Origin of the sequence: Mesorhizobium sp. M2E.F.Ca.ET.209.01.1.1, assembly GCF_004010375.2 — a bacterium.
Classification (GTDB): domain Bacteria; phylum Pseudomonadota; class Alphaproteobacteria; order Rhizobiales; family Rhizobiaceae; genus Mesorhizobium.
Map to the genome: position 1 here is coordinate 258,796 of NZ_SADP02000003.1, position 17,276 is coordinate 276,071.

Sequence of the window (17,276 nt, forward strand, 5' to 3'; positions counted from 1 at the left end):
TTTCTTTCTAAGCGGCCTTAACCAGCCCAAGGCCCTCGAATTGGTGATAGCCGATCGCGGTTGCAAGGACGGAAGTCGGTGTGCCTTCGAATGGGCGTTCGACTGTTGCATCGAAGACAGGGTAGCCGGCCTTACGGTCGACGGCCATCGCGGCGAGCGCTACGGCGAAGGGAAACTGCGCCTCCTTCATATGGCCGGTCAGCGTCGAGAAGGCGCGCACGGCCAAAGCCGGGTTGGCGTCGAGTACCGCTTTTTCGGCCGCGGTGGCCGCATGGGCGCCAGAGGCGGCGGAAATCGTCAGCAGGTCGCCGTCGGGAAGGGCGGCCTGCTTGAGCAATGCGGCGATTGCGGCATTCAGTTCGCCGCGCCGGCGCCTGGCGCGGCCGGAGACTACGGGGCCGAGCTCGGCGTAGATCTTGCGGCCCCGGTTTTCCGCGTGCTCGCGCTGCTCCAGCACCAGGAAAGCGCCGCCCGAACCGGTGACCACGCCGCCGCCCTCAGAGCCCTGGCGCTGCCAGACTGGTTTCCACGGGCCGCGATGCAGGTAGCCGGCGAGCTCATAGCCGAGCAGCATGTCGGAATGCTCGGTCTGGAAGGCGCCGCCGACCAGCACATGGGTCGACTGTCCCGAGCGGATGCGTGCAGCCGCCGTCTCGACAGCCGAAACGCCGGCGCCTTCCTCGCCCATGAAGGTGCGCGACGAACCGGTGACCTTGTGGACGATCGAGATGTTGCCGGCGAGCAGGTTGGAGAGCTGCGCGAGGAACAAAGTCGGCCGCAATTCCGTCGTCAGCTTCTCGTTGAGCAGCACGTCGCGATCGTTGCGGTTTTCGGAAGCGGCAAGGATCGCTGCATCGACGGCCTCGTCGCGCTCGCCGCCGCCGGCCGCCACCACCATGTCCATGGTCGTGGAAAGCTCGTCATTGCCCTTTATGCCCGCATCGTCCAGCGCGAGCCCGGCGGCATAGGTGCCGAGGCGCTGCCAGGTTTCCATCTGGCGCTGGTCGCCGCGCTTGGCAATCTGTAGGTTCCAGTCGATCTCGGGCAGGGGATGGATGGTGTAAGGGGCGAAGCGTTCGGCCTCGAGCACCGGCTGGAAACCGGGCCGCGTCAGCTTCTGCCAGTGCGCGTCAGGCCCTTCTCCCAGTGAAGAGACAAGGCCGATGCCGGTGATGACGACGTCGTGGGAACTCATGGGCGGCTGTTGTGGGTCAGCTGGCAGGGCGCGTCAAGACCGCGCCCGAGCCGCTTCAGGCGGCCTTGGCCGCGACCAGCTCGTCGATCTTGGCGCACAGGTTCTTCATGACGAAATAGTCGTCGGTCGAAGCCTTGCCGTCATTGACCTCCTGCGTCCACTTCTCGAGCGGCACCTTGATGCCGAATTCCTTGTCGATGGCGAAGACGATGTCGAGGAAATCGAGGCTGTCGATGCCGAGATCGTCGATGGTGTGGCTCTCGGGCGTGATGGTGTCGATATCGATCTCGCTGGTGTCGGCAATGATCTTGGCGACTTTCTCGAACGTGGTGGACAAGGGCTCTTCCTTCGGTTGCGGGCGGAATCTGTCCGCATCTTGTTTGGGCGCTGTCTAATCGGTTTTTCCCGGCAGGAAAAGGCCTGATGCGCCGGGGGCAGATGGGTAGCGGGTTGTGGGAAGGCAAGAAGGGCCGCCGTTCGAACCGGCGGCCCTTCTCATCTTACGCTGCGTCAATCCCGCTATTCGCGGAGCTTGAGACCAGGTCATTGAGCAGCCCGCCCGTTCCGTTGTGGACGGTGAGCCGCTCGACCTTGCCGGCGATGGCTTCGAGAGCTTCGAGCTCCTTCAGCCGCAGCATCACCGGGTTCTCGGCCATCACCTTGGCCGTGTTGAGCAGCGAACGCGTGGCGTTCGTCTCCTCGCGGCGGCGGATGACGTTGGCCTCGGCCTGCTTCTCGGCCGAAACCACCTGGTTGAGGATCTCGCGCATATCGCCTGGCAGGATCACATCCTTGAGAGCGATATCGCTGACCTCGACGCCGATCGCGGCCATGTCGTCGCGCACCTTGGCCGCCGCGTCCTCGTCGACCGTGACCTTCTTGTCGAGGATCTGGTCGAGCGTGAGCGCGCCAAGCGTCTTGCGGAAGGCATACTGCAGGGCGCGGTAGAGGGCTTCCGAGAAGTCCTTCACCGTGCTCACCGCCTTGACCGGGTCGACGACCCGGTATTCGGCGGCGATGTTGACGCGGATCGTCACGCGATCCCTGGTCAGCACTTCCTGCCCGGCGACATCGAGCGACTGGCGCTTGATGTCGACGACCTTGACCTGGACCATGCGCCCGACATTCCAGAAGGCATGCACGCCCGCTTCAAGCGTGCGAACGAGCACACCATCCACGAAGAGCAGACCGACCTGACCGTCCACGACCGGGTTGAGGAACATGTGTTCCGTCTTCCGGGCCTGGCCGAGCCGGCGCATCAGCGCCGGATCGATGGCGAGGTCGGCCGCCGTGTCGACGGTCGTGACCTTCCACGGACCGGCATCCGTCCACAGCACAAGCTTGCGGTCCGGCGACAGCACGGAATGCAGCGCGCCGTCACGCTCGACCACGGCGATCTCCATGCGTCCGGTGCGGACGACGGTGAAGTGACGCGCGGCCACGTCCGGGAGCTTGTCGAACAATGCCTTCTCGTAAGCCGAAACGAATTCCGGGTTCTTCAGGTCGTGCCTGGAGATTTCCAGGTTGCCGCGCCGGTTGGCGAGCCAATGTTCGCCCGGCATCAGGACAGCCTGGATCTCGCCCTTGTAGAGGGCGACGGCACGCTCATTTTCCTTTACGAGGACGCGCTGGCGTCCAAGAAGCTTTTCGAGAATGGTCTTCATTGTCTTACTCCTGTCGGGCATGGCCCCATGCGAGGCGTCACGGCATGCGTCGATCATCCTTTTCGTTTCTCGTTTCACGTCGTCGTACTTCATGTTCCTGGGCACGAATGATCCGGAGACCGGTGGCATCGGCGCGTGGCGGGCCTTCGGGAGCGGATCGCGGGGCGGCGAAGCGGGCGCCGGAAGCCGAAGCTTCCCTTGCCGGCCGCGCCGCGCCTTGATCGTCACCGCGGGCCTGGCCGCGAGCCGATGGCGCAGGACATCGCCGCCCGGAGAGTCGAAGCCCTGCCGTTCGTGAAGTCCTCGCATTCCGGTCCCCGGACCGTTTTTTCGAATAACACCGTGAGAGGGTGCTGGCTTTCGAGGCCAATGGAGAAGGATTCGAACCTTCGACCGTCAGATTATCAGTCTGATGCTCTACCCAACCTGAGCTATCCGTGGTGGGATGAGGGGACTCGAACCCCTGACCTCCGGACCCAAATCCGGCGCTCTAACCTCTGAGCTACACCCGCAATCCCTATCCCGAAACGGCGCCGTACACAGTGCGGCAAAGCCGCCTGCGCGGGCGGAGGCAGAAGCTCCAACCGTTGTGCTCGCTTCGGTTTTCGTGACCGGGAGCGCGCCTATAGACCCTGCGACGGGTTGTCGCAAGCGGCATTGTCACAGCGAATTTGCGGCTTCTTCCGGGAGTTGTATTTCGGCAACACTGGCTGCCGCCACAGCTCAGAAAGTCACGCGTCCCAGCACCTTGAGGCCGTCGCCGTCCGGCGCCACCACCACGGCCTCGCCCTCGCGCGGCGCCACGCCGGTAAGCGCTTCGATGTTTTCGAGATGCGTGACCAGCACCAGATTGTCGGAGCCTGAATAGCCGCGGATCTCCTTCATGATTGCCGCCATCTGGGCGGCTTTCTCAGCCGGGTCGGTCTTCAGCAGGTCGAGGGGCGCGAAGGGCTGCGGCTCGGATTCGAAAGCGATGCGGGCAGTGTCGAGGCAACGGCAGTAGCGGCTGGAGAGCACGTGGTCGATGGGTGCTGCGCGCGCCGCGAACAGTGCGCCGATGCGGCTCGCCTCCTGCTTGCCGCGCTCCGACAGGTTAAGTTGGGTCGCGCAATTGCCGATGTCGAAATTCGCCGGGTCGGTCGCCCCAGTGACAAAGGCATGGCGAAGCAGCACGACATGGCCGCCGTCGCGCAGCAGCGCCCAGCCGGCGTCGGTCGCGTGGGCAAGGCTCGGAACAGCAAGCAGAAAAAGCGCCAGAACAAGTCGCAGCATTTGAAGTCCTATGGCGGCCCGGGCGGGCCGTGATTGGCATATAGGGACCGCAAAGCCGGCCGGAAAACAAGCGCAGGCGCAGGAGATAGGCGCGCGGCGCCAATTGCACCGCGGTCGGGGCTCGCCTATCACGGGAAAAATGTCTCCGCCCGCAAAATGACTCCGCTCACCGAAACCGTCCTCTTCGTCTTCAGTCTTGTGGCGCTCGGCTATCTGGCCGGGCTGACCGGCTATCTGAAGCCGGCGAGCGGAGAGGGTATCTCTGAGTTCGCCGTCAACGTGGCGATGCCGCTGCTTCTGTTCCAAACCATGGTCAAGTCGGATTTCCATGGTGTGGCGCCATGGTCGCTGTGGGGTGCCTATTTCGCGGCTGTCGCCGTCACCTGGGCCGCGGGCCATCTGGTCACGACGCGTGTCTTCGGTCGGGATGCCCGGGCCGGCATCGTCGGCGGCGTTTCCTCGGCCTATTCCAATGTCGTGCTGCTCGGAGCGCCCTTCATCCTCGGCATATTCGGCGCCAGCGGCTTCGAGGTGCTGTCGCTGCTGGTCTCGATCCACCTGCCGATCATGATGATGGCCTCGATCGTGCTGTTCGAGATGTTCGGACGCGGCAGCGGCGAGACGGTCCACCCGCTGCGCGTCGTCAAAAGCTTCCTCAGGCGCCTGTTCATCAATCCGCTGATCATCGGCATCCTGGCGGGGCTGGCCTGGCGCCTCACCGGCGCGCCGCTGCCGGACCTCGTCGAGCGGCTGGTCGACACGCTTGCCGATACGGCAGGCCCGGTGGCGCTGTTCGCCATGGGCTCAGCCTGCGCCGCTTCGGCATCTCCGGCAACATCCGGCCGGCGCTGGCGCTATCGGGGCTGAAGCTGTTCCTGATGCCGGCGCTGGTGCTGGTCTTCGTCTGGCTGCTCGGCCTGCCGCCGCTGACGGCCAAAGTCGCGGTGGTGGTTGCGGCGCTGCCTTCAGGCATCAATTCCTACCTCATCGCCGTCCAGTTCAACACCGGCCAGGCGCTGGCCTCGAACCAGATGACGCTTGCCACGGCAAGCGCGGTGGTGACCACGTCATTCTGGCTGACGGTCGTCATCCACGTCTTCGGATAAGGGATGTCGTTCTCCAGGTGAGTCCGGCCTGCAAACAGAGATTTCCTGCGCTTCCGGTGCTCACGTACTTTAAGTACGCTCCGCTCCGGTTCTCGAAAATCGCTGTTTTCGGCTCGGCCTGACCTGAATCTCAACATCCCTGCCAGCGATTGAGGCGCTCGCCTTTGCTGGCCCAACCCCTATATGCCATCTTGTGATTGCTTGCCTGCCTTTCCCTAGGTAAGAGCAATGCGCCGGCGTGCGGCACTTGAAGCACGCTTCAACGGATATCCAGAAAACGGCCGATCAGCGCGCCGAACGGAGGCCAGACCATGCTTCAGAAAACCAGCCATTTCATGCGCCAGGCCAATCTCATCAATGGCGAATGGGTGCAGGCCGACAGCGGCCAGACCATCGACGTCAACAATCCGGCGACGGGCCTGAAGATCGGCACTGTGCCGAAGGCCGGCAAGGCCGAGACCCGCCGCGCCATCGAGGCGGCCGAGGAAGCTTTCAAGAGCTGGCGCAAGACCACCGCGCTCGAGCGCTCGAAGCTGTTGCGCAAGCTGCATGACGCGATGATGGACAATCAGGACGTGCTGGCCGAGCTGCTCACCATCGAGCAGGGCAAGTCGCTCACCGAATCCAAGGGCGAGATCGGCTCGTCCGCGGCCTACATCCTGTGGTTCGCCGAGGAAGGCCGCCGCGTCTATGGCGACATCGTGCCCTCGCCCTGGGGCGACCGCCGCATCCTGGTGACCAAGGAGCCGGTCGGCGTCATCGCCGCCATCACGCCGTGGAATTTCCCGTCCTCGATGCTCGCCCGCAAGATCGGCCCGGCCTTGGCCGCCGGCTGCACCGCTGTGGTGAAGCCCGCTTCGCAGACGCCTTATTCAGGCCTCGCCTGGGGTGCGCTCGCCGAGGAAGTCGGCTTCCCGAAGGGTGTCGTCAACGTCGTCACCGGTTCGGCCGGCGAGATCGGCGACGAGCTCTGCACCAATCCGCTGGTCAAGAAGATCACCTTCACCGGCTCGACCGAGGTCGGCAAGATCCTGATCCAGAAGTCGGCCTCAACGGTCAAGAAAGTGTCGATGGAGCTCGGCGGCAACGCGCCGTTCCTGGTCTTCGACGACGCCGATGTCGACCGCGCGGTGACCGGCGCCATCACCGCCAAATACCGCAATTCCGGCCAGACTTGCGTGTGCACCAACCGCTTCCTCGTCCAGGCCGGCATCTATGACCAGTTCGTCGAGAAGCTTGCCGCCGCCAGCAACAACCTCAAGGTCGGCTCGGGCCTCGAGGAAGGCGTGCAGCAGGGACCGCTGATCGACGAGAAGGCGGTCGAGAAGGTCGAGGAATTCATCGCCGACGCCACGTCCAAGGGCGGCAAGGTCGTCGCCGGCGGCAAGCGCCATGCGCTTGGCGGCTCGTTCTTCCAGCCGACCGTCATTTCCGGTGCAACGCCGAACATGCGTTTCATGAAGGAAGAGATCTTTGGGCCGATCGCGCCCGTGTTCAAGTTCGAGACCGAGGAAGAGGCGGTGGCCTTGGCCAACGACACCGAGTTCGGCCTCGCTGCCTATTTCTATACCGGCAATCTCGGCCGCGCCTTCCGGGTCATGGAAGGCCTGAAATACGGCATGGTCGGCGTCAATGAGGGCCTGATCACTACGCCGGAAGCGCCCTTCGGCGGCGTCAAGGAATCCGGCCTCGGCCGCGAAGGCGGGCATCAGGGCATCGAGGACTATCTCGACACCAAATACGCCTGCTTCGGCGGCTTGGGGCTCTGATATCGACCGGCCGTACCTGGATAGGTTTGAAGAGTCGTCCGTCGTTTCACTGAAACGATGGGCGGCTCTATCTGTCTGGTTCGGCGAAATCCGGGGCGAAAAACAGTCAGACACCTGGAATTGCCTGAGCCTGCCCTTGCCGGATCATCCATCGCCGGCCTAAATCCATTGATCGACAACTTACATTTTCGGGCATGGCGATGAAGGACGGCGAGGTCTTCGGCACCACACAGGCGGGCGAGGCCGTGCGCCGGTTTACGATCCGGGGAGGCGGGCTCACCGCCAACATCATCGGGCTCGGCGCGATCGTCCAGGATCTGCGTCTTTCCGGCCACGATGCGCCGCTGGTGCTGGGCTACGACCGCTTCGAACCTTACGAGACCGACCGCGCCTTCTTCGGAGCGGTCGTCGGCCGCTTCGCCAACCGCATCGGCGGCGGCCGCTTCACGATCGCCGGCAACCGCTACCAGACCGAGCAGAATTTTCTCGGCAAGCACACGCTGCATGGCGGCTCGGAAGGCTATTTCCACCGGCCATGGACCGTGTCGCTGCATGGCCGCGATTTCGTGACGCTGACCCTGCACGACCCGGACGGCGCGATGGGATTCCCGGGGGCGCTGGATGTCACCTGCACCTACCGGCTGAAGATCCCTGGCACGCTCAGCATGGAATTGACCGCGACTTGCGAGGAGCCGACGCTCTGCAATCTGGCGCAGCATTCCTATTTCAATCTCGACGATGGCGGGGCCGGCGACATTCTCGACCACCGGCTGATGCTCAACGCCGGCGCCTACACGCCCGTCGATGACGAGATGATCCCGACCGGCGTCGTGAAGCCGGTCGACGGCACGCCTTTCGACTTCCGCCAGGCGCGGGCGCTGCGCATGGAAATGGAAGGCGAGCAGCTTCAATACGACCTGAATTACTGCCTCGCCGCCAGCCGCGGACCGCTGCACCAGGCGGCATGGGTGCAGGGCGCCAATTCCGGCGTCGAGATGGAAGTCTGGACCACCGAGCCCGGACTGCAGCTCTATAGCGGGCAGTATGTCGCGCCGACATCGCCGGGGCTCGACGGCCGCCATTACAAGGCGTTCTCAGGCCTCTGCCTTGAAGCGCAGACCTGGCCGGACGCGCCGAACCGGCCCTATTTCCCGCAGGCGACGCTGTGGCCCGGGCAAATCTATCATCAGGTCACCGAATACCGGTTCCGGCTGCCCTAGGATTTAGGTGAGGCCGGCCTGCAAATGGCGGCTTCCTGCGCTTCCGGTGCTCACGTACTCTAAGTACGCTCCGCTCCGGTTCTCGGATGCCACCCAGTTTGGTCGCTTCGCGCCCGTCTTCGACTCCGACTCGGCCTGACCTAAATCTGACAGGTCCTAGCTGTCGAACGCAGCCCTCAACGTCTCAAACGGGGCAAGCGCACCGCGAACCTGCACAACCGCGGCGGCGACTTTGTGCGCGCGGCGCGCCGCGTCGGCGGGTGCATGGCCGGCAAGCCGGGCAGCAAGATAGCCTCCGTTGAAGGAGTCGCCCGCGCCGGTCGTGTCGACAGGGGTGGCAACATGCACCGCGTCAACGAATTGTGAAGCGCCGTTCAGCGCGATCAAGGCCGGCTGCTCGCCATTTTTGACCACGACCTCGCCGGTCAACCTGCCGAGGCGGTGGGCGGTCGCCTGCGGCGTCGGATCCCCGAACAGCATCTGCTCGTCCGGAAAGGTCGGCAGCGCGATGTCGGTAACGGCAAGCGCCTCCAGGATCGCTGTCTGGGCTGCCTCGCGGCTCGGCCACAGACGCGGCCGGTAGTTCGGGTCGAAAGCGACGAGCGCGCCGGCCTTGCGGGCAGTCGCCACAGCGAAAAGGAGGGTTTTCCGCGCGGCCTCGTTCAGAATTGCCAGGGTGATTCCAGAAAAATAGACAAGCGCCTGGTTTTCAAGGCTTTTCGCCAGCGCTGCCGGATCGGAGGCGAGCTGGCGCGCTGCCGCGTCGCTTCGCCAATAGGTGAAGGCGCGTTCGGCTCCGGTGAGCGTGATGGCGTAAAGGCCGGGGCGCGCGCCGGCAATGAGCGGACTGTTGCCGATGCCGATGCCGTTCCGGGCGAAGAAGGCGATCTGGTCGCGCGAGAAGGGATCATCGCCGAAGGCCGAGACATAAGTCGCGGGGCGCTCCGGGCTCAGCGCGTGCAATGCCCACAGCGTGTTGAAGGTGTCGCCGGCAAAGCCCATGCGCCAGCTGTCGCCGGTCTGTCCCGACAATTCGATCATGCATTCGCCGATCGACGCGATACCCTTGGCGGCCATGTGGGTTCTATCCTTCTTAAGGTCTTGTTGCTGTAGCTTTTTGCGGCCGGCAGCGCCATGCTTGGCTGCCGGCGAATTTTGCGCCAGAAACGATTTCCCACAGGCAGGGCGGGACGCGGCGAGCGGCCCGCGACGTTAGCAGCCGAAGAGGAACGGGTTTGGCATCGATATGGCGTTACATCCTTGCGGGGCTCGGCCTGGCCGCACTGCTGGTCGGCATCGTGGCCGCCGTCTATCTGACGCTGCCGCATTCGGCGTCCGGTCCGGACCTGTCGCGCTCCAAGAAGACGGCGAACGGGCTGTTCGTCGCGAGCTTCGAGCCGGAGCGTGGCGTCATCCGGCAGGGCGAGCTGCAATCCTGGCTGCTGACGCTGAAGACCGCCGCCGGCGCGCCGGTGGAGGGGGCGGCGATCACCGTTTCCGGCGGCATGCCGCAGCACAATCATGGCCTGCCGACCAGTCCGCAGGCGACCGATTATCTTGGCGAGGGGCGCTACCGCATCGACGGCGTGAAATTCACCATGAGCGGGTGGTGGCAGCTGCACTTCGGTATCTCGGCGGCGGCGGGTTCCGATTCCGTCGTCTTCAACATCGTGCTGTGAGCGGGCGATGGGGCGTCTGACGAGCGTCGCATGTCTTTTGGCTTTGGCTGCTCTCGCCTTGCTGGGTGGCTGCGGCGAGCCGCAGTTCAGCGATGCCGAGAAGAAGACCATCGCCTCACTGGCGCTGAATACGCTGCCGTCATTGAAACCCGACACCACGAACCAGTATGCGGATATGCCGGCGGCTGCCGCGCTCGGCTCGACGCTGTTCTTCGATGCCGGCATGAGCCGTGACGGCACGGTGTCCTGCTCGACCTGCCACAAGATCGACCGGCAGTTCCAGGACGACCTGCCGCAGGCGGTCGGCGTCGGCCGTACCAACCGCCGCACCATGCCGCTGGCGGGCGTGGCGCGCAATCCGTGGTTCTTCTGGGACGGCAGGCGCGACAGCCTGTGGGCGCAGGCGCTGACGCCGCTTGAAAACCCGCTGGAGCAGGCCGGCAACCGGGCTGCCTTTGCGCATTACATCAAGAAGCGATTCAGCGAGCGATATGAGCGCATCTTCGGGCCGCTGGCGGATCTTTCCACCGTGCCGGCCAATGCCAGCCCGTTGGGCACCGATGCCGAGAAAGCGGCTTGGAACGCGATGCCCGCCGCTCAGCAAGATGAAGTCAACCGCGTCTATGCAAATATCGGCAAGGCGATCGCCGCCTTCGAGCGGTCGATCGAACCTCAGCAGACGCGATTCGACCGCTTCGCCATCGATCTCGCGACCGGCGCCAAACCCGAAGGGGACGCGGCTTTCTCGCCGGAAGAGATCCTCGGGCTGAAACTGTTCATCGGCAAGGCCAATTGCGTGACCTGTCACAATGGTCCGCGCTTCACCGACAACGCCTTCCACAACACCGGCGTACCGCCCGTCGAAGGCCTGCCGCCGGACCGCGGGCGGGTCGATGCGGTGGCGCAGGTCCAGGCCGACCCGTTCAACTGCTTCGGCAAGTTCCGCGACGGCGACGAAAGCGCCTGCCGCGAGCTGCGCTTCATGGTCAAGGACGGTCCGCAAATCATGCGCGCCTACAAGACGCCGTCGCTCAGGGGCGCGGCGGATCGCCCACCTTACATGCATGCCGGCCAGTTCTCGACGCTCGACGAGGTCGTGGCGCATTATTCGAAGGCGCCGCCCAGCGTCGAAGGCGTATCGGAAGTGCACCGGCTCGACCTGTCCGATCGCGAGCGCGCGGCCTTGGTGGCGTTCCTCAAGACGCTATCGGACTAACGATCCTTGACCGTCTCCATCGCCACGAAGGTCGAGGTCTGCGCGACGTGGGGGAGTGCCGAGATGCGCTCGCCAAGCACCCGGCGATAGGCGGCGATGTCGGTGGTGCGGACCTTCAACAGATAATCGAAGCTCGATGCCATCATGTGGCATTGCTCGATCTCCGGCACGCCCTGCACCGCGCGGTTGAAGGCGTCGAGCGCCGCCGAGCGCGTGTCCGACAGCTTCACCTGGACAAAAGCGACATGGCCTTCGCCCATGCGTTCGCGGTCGATGATCGCGCGGTAGCCCCTGATATAGCCGTCTTTCTCAAGTCGTTTCACACGGGCCTGCACCGGCGTCTTCGACAGGCCAACCTTCAAAGCCAGTTCCGACATCGAAAGCCTGCCGTCGCGCCCGAGCGCGGACAGGATATTTCGGTCGATGCGGTCCAATTGGTCTTCGGTCACGGATTTGGCAGTCAAAAACATGCAAATGGTGCCCATATGATAGATCGATCGGACTATCTTGTCGATTTCTTTGGACCGACTGAAATTTCGCGACTGTGCTAGCTTGCGCCATTCGGTCCGGCGACCGCCAGACCGTTCGCTCACGCTCGCTTTCATGGACCCGATATGTCGCTCGACGCCATCCGCCAGCAGATCCGCGCCAATTATTTGCCCGACGAAGACGAGGCGGTGAAGCGCCTGTCGGCGGCGGCGGGCTTGTCAGCCGAAGAGCGCAAGGCGATCTCGGTCCGCGCCGCCGATCTGGTGCGCGCGGTGCGCGGCTCGACCGACCCCAGGCTGATGGAGGTTTTTCTCTCGGCCTATGGGCTGTCGACCAAGGAAGGCGTGGCGCTGATGTGCCTGGCCGAAGCGCTGCTGCGCGTGCCCGACACCGAGACGATGGACGATTTGATCGCCGACAAGATCGCGCCGCATGACTGGTCGGCGCATTCGGGCGGTTCCAGCTCGATCTTCGTCAACGCCTCGACCTGGGCGCTAATGCTGACCGGCCGCGTGCTCGACGAAGGCGAGGGCGGCATCGAAGGCACGCTGCGCGCCATGGTGCGCAGGCTGGGCGAGCCGGTGATCCGCAAGGCGGTCGCCGCGGCGATGCGCGAGATGGGCGAGCAGTTCGTGCTCGGCCGCACCATCGCCGAGGCGGTCAAGCGCGGCCGGCCGATGACGCAGAAGGGCTATCTCTATTCGTTCGATATGCTGGGCGAGGCGGCCCGCACCGAGGCCGATGCGCTGCGCTATCACCGGGCCTATGCGGATGCGATCTCGTCGCTGGATGCCGGGTCGAACGGCCCGGACATCCGCTACAATCACGGCATTTCGGTCAAGCTCTCGGCGCTGCATCCGCGCTACGAGGTGGCGCAGCGCGAGACCATGCTGCCGGTGATGGCCGAGCGGCTTCTGTCGCTGGCGCTTGCCGCCCGGCATTCGCGCATGGGCCTCAACATCGATGCCGAGGAGGCCGACCGGCTCGATCTGTCGCTCGACGTCATCGAACGCGTTCTGGCGGAGCCGGAGCTCGGCGGCTGGGACGGTTTCGGCGTCGTCGTCCAAGCCTATGGCCCGCGCGCGGCCTTCGCCATCGATTGGCTTTATGCGCTGGCGAAGAAATACGACCGCCGGATCATGGTGCGGCTGGTCAAGGGCGCCTATTGGGACACGGAGATCAAGCGGGCGCAGACGCTCGGCCTGTCCGGCTATCCGGTCTTCACCCGCAAGGCCAACACCGACGTTTCGTATCTGGCCTGCGCGAAGAAGCTTTTGTCGATGACCGACCGCATCTATCCGCAGTTCGCCACCCACAACGCGCACACGGTGGCCGCGATCCTGTCGATGGCGAAGGACCGCGACACCTTCGAGTTCCAGCGCCTGCACGGCATGGGTGAGGCGCTGCACGAGACGGTGCGGCAGGCCGAAGGCACGCGCTGCCGCATCTATGCGCCGGTCGGCGCGCATTCCGACCTGCTCGCCTATCTGGTCCGGCGTTTGCTGGAAAATGGCGCCAACTCCTCCTTCGTGCACCAACTGACCGACGAGGAAGTCGAGCCCGAGGAGATCGCGCGCGACCCGCTCACGGCGGTCGAGACGCAAGGGCCGGCGGCCAACCCGGCAATCGCGCGTCCAGCCGCGATCTTCGGCGCCGGGCGCCGCAACTCGAAAGGCTTCGACATCACCGATCCGGTGACGCTCGCGGCCATCGACAAGGCGAGGGCGGAATTTGCCGGACCGGACCGCTGGCACGCAAAGCCGGTCACGCGCGCGGCCGGCTATGGCAAGCAGCGCCAGATCGTCAATCCGGCCAAGCCCGACGAGGTGGTCGGCACCGTGCATGAGGCGGCGGCCAAGCAGGTGGCGACCGCCGTGCGCATCGCCGTCGACGCGCAGCCCGCCTGGGCGAAGCGTCCGGTTGCCGAGCGCGCCGCGATCCTCAACCGCGCCGCCGACCTCTACGAGGCCAATGCGGCCGAGTTCTTCGCTCTCGCCACCCGCGAGGCCGGCAAATCGCTGGCCGACGGCGTCGCCGAAGTGCGCGAGGCAGTCGACTTCCTGCGCTATTACGCGGCCGAGGCGGCCAATGCCGAGGCAGGCACCGAGGCGCGCGGCGCGATCGTCTGCATCTCGCCGTGGAACTTTCCGTTGGCGATCTTCACCGGCCAGATTGCCGCGGCACTGGTCACCGGCAATTCGGTCATCGCCAAGCCCGCCGAGCAGACGCCGCTGATCGCCTTCCGCGCCGTCGAGATGCTGCGCGAGGCCGGCGTGCCGGAGGATGTCATCCAGCTTCTGCCGGGCGACGGGCCCTCGGTCGGCGCGCCCCTCACCGCCGATCCGCGCATCGCGGGCGTGTGCTTCACCGGCTCGACCGAGGTCGCCAAGCTGATCGAGAAGCAACTGGCCGAGACCGCGGCGCCTGATGCCATGCTGATCGCCGAAACCGGCGGGCTCAACGCCATGATCGTCGATTCAACCGCGCTGCCGGAACAGGCGGTGCGCGACATCCTCGCTTCCGCCTTCCAGAGTGCCGGCCAGCGCTGCTCGGCGCTGCGGGTGCTCTACGTCCAGAAGGATGTCGAGAAGAAGATGCTGGAGATGCTGAAGGGCGCGATGGAAGCGCTCAACATCGGCAATCCGTGGGCCATCTCGACCGATGTCGGGCCTGTGATCGACGACGAGGCGCAGGCTTCGATCAGCGACTATTGCAAGAAAAAGGGGCTGGAAGGCCGGCTGATCGCCAAGCTCGAAGCGCCGGCTTCCGGCCGCTTCGTCGCGCCGCATGTGTTCCGCGTCAAAGGCATCGAGGAAATGGAGCGCGAGGTGTTCGGCCCGGTGCTGCATGTCGCGACCTTCGACGCCGACGAGATCGACCAGGTGATCGCCGCCATCAACCGCAAGGGCTACGGCCTCACCTTCGGCCTGCACACCCGCATCGAGGGCCGCGTCCAGCATTTCGTCGACGGCATCCATGCCGGCAACATCTATGTCAACCGCAACCAGATCGGCGCCGTGGTCGGCTCGCAGCCCTTCGGCGGCGAGGGATTGTCGGGCACCGGCCCGAAGGCCGGCGGCCCGCACTACCTGCGCCGTTTCCGCAAGGGGCCGGAGGCCGGCACCGAGGTTGCCGACGGCCATAAGGTGACCGCGACCGAGCTTGCCGACAATCTGCCGGATCCGACGCTCGGCGGCTGGTCGACGCGGCCCGATCGCGTCGCGATCCTGAGGAAGCACCTGCGCGGCAAGGGCGCGGCGGCGATCGCTGCCGCGGCCAGCCTCGATTTCGGCCAGGTCGACCTGCCCGGGCCGACCGGCGAGGCCAACACTTTGTCGCTCGCGCCGCGCGGGCGGGTGCTGTGCCTCGGTCCGGATGCGGACACGCTGCTTTCCCAGACCATCCAGGCACTTGCGGCCGGCAACGCGGTGCTTGCCGTGGCGCCGGGCGCGCCGGCGGCGCTGTCGGCGTTGACCGGCAAGGGCCTGCCGCTCGCGGCCATCGACGGCCGGCCCGATCCGGTCGAGGCGCGCTCACTGCGTGTCGATGTCGTCGCCTTCTCCGGCACGCCCGAAGCGGCACGCATCGTGCGCAAGGTGATCGCCGACCGCGCCGGGCCGATCGTGCCGCTGGTCAGCGAAGTGCTGAACCCCGCGGCCTACGCGCATGAGCGCGCGGTCTGCGTCGACACGACGGCGGCGGGCGGCAACGCCAGCCTGCTCGCCGCAGCTTAGGTGCAGGCCAAAAACGATCTATCGAAGGCGCGTTTCAGGCGCCTTCCACGACCGAGAAGCCCTCGAATTGCGGGTGGCCGAGATAATGCACTTTCGAGCCGCCGGCGTTGCGATGGGCGGCGCGGAAATTTTCCGATTTGGTCCAGGCGACGAAATCCTCCTGGCTTGCCCACACAGTGTGCGAGGCAAAGAGCGTGTAGCCCTCGGTCTCATTGACCGGGCCGCGCAGCAGGTGGAATTCCTTGAAGCCTTTCATTTCCGAGAGGCTTGAATCGCGGTTCTTCCAGACGTCCTCGAAGGCTTCTTCCGAGCCGCTCTGGACTTTGAAGCGGTTCATGGCGATGTACATTGGTTTCCTTTCATGGCGATGCTGATGGCTGACGCCGTGTTGCCGCGTCTATTCAAAATGGGCCGATATTGATTTCGAACTCGAAGCTCGGGCTTGCTGCCTCTGGCGGGATTGGAGGGAAGGGAGCCGCCTTGCGCACGATACCGAGCGCGGCCTGGTCGAAAACCTCCGATCCTGAGGTTTCGAGAATGCGCAACTCGTCTATGTTGCCCTTCCTGCCTACCACGAAGGCGACTACCGCATTGTTGCGCGCCGCCAGCTGCAAAGAAGGCGCGAGAGTCCGATTGACCTTGCCGAGTCTTGCAAAGACATCGCCGCGATAGCTGTTTTCGGCAGAGTTGCCGACCTCGTTCTTGTTCTTCTTACCCTTGCTCGCCGTTGGCTCAGCCCGGTTTTCGCCATCCGCCGCGCCGCTTTTCACATCGGGCGCCTGGGATTTGGCCACAACGGGTCTGACGGTCGGGACCGGCGGACGCGCCGGGGTGGGCGGAGGGCTGGCGCTTTCATGCTGAACAGTGACCGGTTCGGTCGCCTTCGCGTCAGGCGCCATACTGTCGGCGTCCTCACGCGGGGCATTCGCCACCAGTATGTCAGGCTCCGCCGGAGTTTTGCTGGCCTCCGACGCAGGTTGCGGCTTTGCGGCTTTGACCAGCGGCGCCTTTTCGGCTGGCGGCATCGGTTTCGCCGGCGGCCGGGGAGGCGGCACCAAGGCGACGTTGATCGACTGCTGCTCAGGGTTGAGGGCGCTGCCGGCAACGTTGGCGCCGGATCGATCGCTGCCTTCCGCCTGCGCCGGATCCTGGAGATTGGCCTTCGAGCCCGGCGAGATCAGGAAGGCGGCGGCCACCGCGCCGTGGACCAGGCATGAGGCGGCAATCGCCATCGTCCACTTGCCATGTTCGCCACGCGGACGAGATCCGGCCAACGCCTCGCCGGGAGCGGCCGTCAAAACGCTGTCGGTATCCGGGATGTCGCTGGTGTCCTGCATGGCGCGGGCCGGAAACTGCCGCGACAAGCGGGAAATTGTCAAATCAAGATCGGTTGCCGCAAACGGCGCGACACGCATTCCAGGCGAAGGCCGGAGAACGGCGTTGCGCGCGAGTGCCGGCTCCATCCCCACGGCCGATTCAGACCCCGAAAGCGATGCTGGTCCTGGTAGATGTCTTCAGGCCACGCATGCAGGCGGCCGGCTCGACGCCGGTGCCGGCGCATTCGGTCGCGCTGTTAATCAGCACGCGGCTGAGCTTGCCGCAGTCGGCGCCGGCAAGGTCGAAGCGGGTGACCTTGGTCTTGCCGGCGGGCAGGTCCTTGAAATCGAGCACGGTGAGCCGGTCGACGACGCCGGCCTCATTGAACAACGCGATCTCGAACGCGGCCTTCGACAGGTCGGTTCCGAGCGCGTTGTTGACGACGAAGGTCAGCCGGCAGCCTTTTTCCGAAGGCTGTGCGGCGTTGAGCTCCAGGCTCAATGCCGCACCTTGGGCCGGAGCAGGCGCGGACTGGGCCCACGCGGGCGCCAGACCGAGCGACATCGCCAGCGCCGAGGTCAAGAGGCGAAGCGGTGTCGTCGGGCTTTTCATCCC

Annotated in this window: 14 protein-coding genes, 1 tRNA gene and 1 pseudogene; 6 read left to right on the forward strand and 10 right to left on the reverse strand. The window is 65.1% G+C overall.

Annotation, left to right across the window (positions count from 1 at the left end; translation table 11 throughout):
• Positions 1–7: 7 nt before the first annotated feature.
• From EN852_RS07425 to EN852_RS07450, 5 genes are all read right to left on the reverse strand, one after another.
• Complete coding sequence (locus tag EN852_RS07425) at positions 8–1,195, reverse strand: beta-ketoacyl-ACP synthase (protein ID WP_127874195.1); 1,188 nt, start codon at positions 1,193–1,195, stop codon at positions 8–10.
• A gap of 55 nt (positions 1,196–1,250) precedes the next feature.
• The gene (locus tag EN852_RS07430; RefSeq protein WP_127863450.1) at positions 1,251–1,532 is read right to left on the reverse strand and encodes an acyl carrier protein; all 282 of its coding nucleotides are present in this window, start codon (positions 1,530–1,532) and stop codon (positions 1,251–1,253) included.
• A 163-nt stretch (positions 1,533–1,695) separates the two neighbouring features.
• Complete coding sequence (locus EN852_RS07435; RefSeq protein ID WP_127874194.1) at positions 1,696–2,859, reverse strand: slipin family protein; 1,164 nt, start codon at positions 2,857–2,859, stop codon at positions 1,696–1,698.
• 366 nt (positions 2,860–3,225) lie between these two features.
• A tRNA-Ile gene (locus tag EN852_RS07440) sits at positions 3,226–3,295 on the reverse strand.
• A 287-nt stretch (positions 3,296–3,582) separates the two neighbouring features.
• Positions 3,583–4,131, reverse strand: a complete 549-nt coding sequence (locus EN852_RS07450; protein WP_127874192.1) for a histidine phosphatase family protein — start codon at positions 4,129–4,131, stop codon at positions 3,583–3,585.
• Positions 4,132–4,287: 156 nt separating this feature from the next.
• Here EN852_RS07450 and EN852_RS07455 point away from each other — a divergent pair.
• From EN852_RS07455 to EN852_RS07465, 3 genes and pseudogenes are all read left to right on the forward strand, one after another.
• A pseudogene (locus EN852_RS07455) lies at positions 4,288–5,237 on the forward strand (AEC family transporter).
• A 311-nt stretch (positions 5,238–5,548) separates the two neighbouring features.
• A complete protein-coding gene (locus EN852_RS07460; RefSeq protein WP_127874191.1) occupies positions 5,549–7,006 on the forward strand; it encodes an NAD-dependent succinate-semialdehyde dehydrogenase in 1,458 nt (485 codons plus the stop codon).
• Between the two features lie 194 nt (positions 7,007–7,200).
• The gene (locus EN852_RS07465; RefSeq protein WP_127874190.1) at positions 7,201–8,226 is read left to right on the forward strand and encodes an aldose epimerase family protein; all 1,026 of its coding nucleotides are present in this window, start codon (positions 7,201–7,203) and stop codon (positions 8,224–8,226) included.
• Between the two features lie 156 nt (positions 8,227–8,382).
• On the opposite strand, the gene EN852_RS07470 is transcribed toward EN852_RS07465, so the two are convergent.
• Positions 8,383–9,303 (reverse strand): sugar kinase, encoded by a 921-nt coding sequence (locus EN852_RS07470; RefSeq protein ID WP_127874189.1) that lies wholly within the window; start codon positions 9,301–9,303, stop codon positions 8,383–8,385.
• A gap of 158 nt (positions 9,304–9,461) precedes the next feature.
• On the opposite strand from EN852_RS07470, the gene EN852_RS07475 reads away from it, so the two are divergent.
• Together EN852_RS07475 and EN852_RS07480 are read left to right on the forward strand one after the other, a co-directional pair.
• Positions 9,462–9,905 (forward strand): FixH family protein, encoded by a 444-nt coding sequence (locus EN852_RS07475; protein ID WP_127874188.1) that lies wholly within the window; start codon positions 9,462–9,464, stop codon positions 9,903–9,905.
• Positions 9,906–9,912: 7 nt separating this feature from the next.
• The gene (locus EN852_RS07480; RefSeq protein ID WP_127874187.1) at positions 9,913–11,121 is read left to right on the forward strand and encodes a cytochrome c peroxidase; all 1,209 of its coding nucleotides are present in this window, start codon (positions 9,913–9,915) and stop codon (positions 11,119–11,121) included.
• Here EN852_RS07480 and EN852_RS07485 read toward each other — a convergent pair.
• Complete coding sequence (locus tag EN852_RS07485; RefSeq protein WP_126088729.1) at positions 11,118–11,570, reverse strand: Lrp/AsnC ligand binding domain-containing protein; 453 nt, start codon at positions 11,568–11,570, stop codon at positions 11,118–11,120. The genes EN852_RS07480 and EN852_RS07485 overlap by 4 nt on opposite strands.
• A 165-nt stretch (positions 11,571–11,735) precedes the next feature.
• Here EN852_RS07485 and putA point away from each other — a divergent pair, with 165 nt between their 5' ends.
• Positions 11,736–15,344, forward strand: a complete 3,609-nt coding sequence (putA, locus tag EN852_RS07490) for a bifunctional proline dehydrogenase/L-glutamate gamma-semialdehyde dehydrogenase PutA (protein ID WP_127874186.1) — start codon at positions 11,736–11,738, stop codon at positions 15,342–15,344.
• A 34-nt stretch (positions 15,345–15,378) separates the two neighbouring features.
• On the opposite strand, the gene EN852_RS07495 is transcribed toward putA, so the two are convergent.
• The 3 genes from EN852_RS07495 to EN852_RS07505 all read right to left on the reverse strand — a co-directional run bounded on the left by EN852_RS07495 (position 15,379) and on the right by EN852_RS07505 (position 17,273).
• A complete protein-coding gene (locus EN852_RS07495; RefSeq protein WP_127874185.1) occupies positions 15,379–15,693 on the reverse strand; it encodes an antibiotic biosynthesis monooxygenase in 315 nt (104 codons plus the stop codon).
• 52 nt (positions 15,694–15,745) lie between these two features.
• Positions 15,746–16,681 carry an energy transducer TonB gene (locus tag EN852_RS07500; protein ID WP_127874184.1) on the reverse strand — a complete coding sequence of 312 codons (936 nt, stop codon included), beginning with the start codon at positions 16,679–16,681 and terminating at the stop codon, positions 15,746–15,748.
• A gap of 139 nt (positions 16,682–16,820) precedes the next feature.
• The gene (locus tag EN852_RS07505) at positions 16,821–17,273 is read right to left on the reverse strand and encodes a hypothetical protein (protein ID WP_127874183.1); all 453 of its coding nucleotides are present in this window, start codon (positions 17,271–17,273) and stop codon (positions 16,821–16,823) included.
• Between the last annotated feature and the right edge of the window lie 3 nt (positions 17,274–17,276).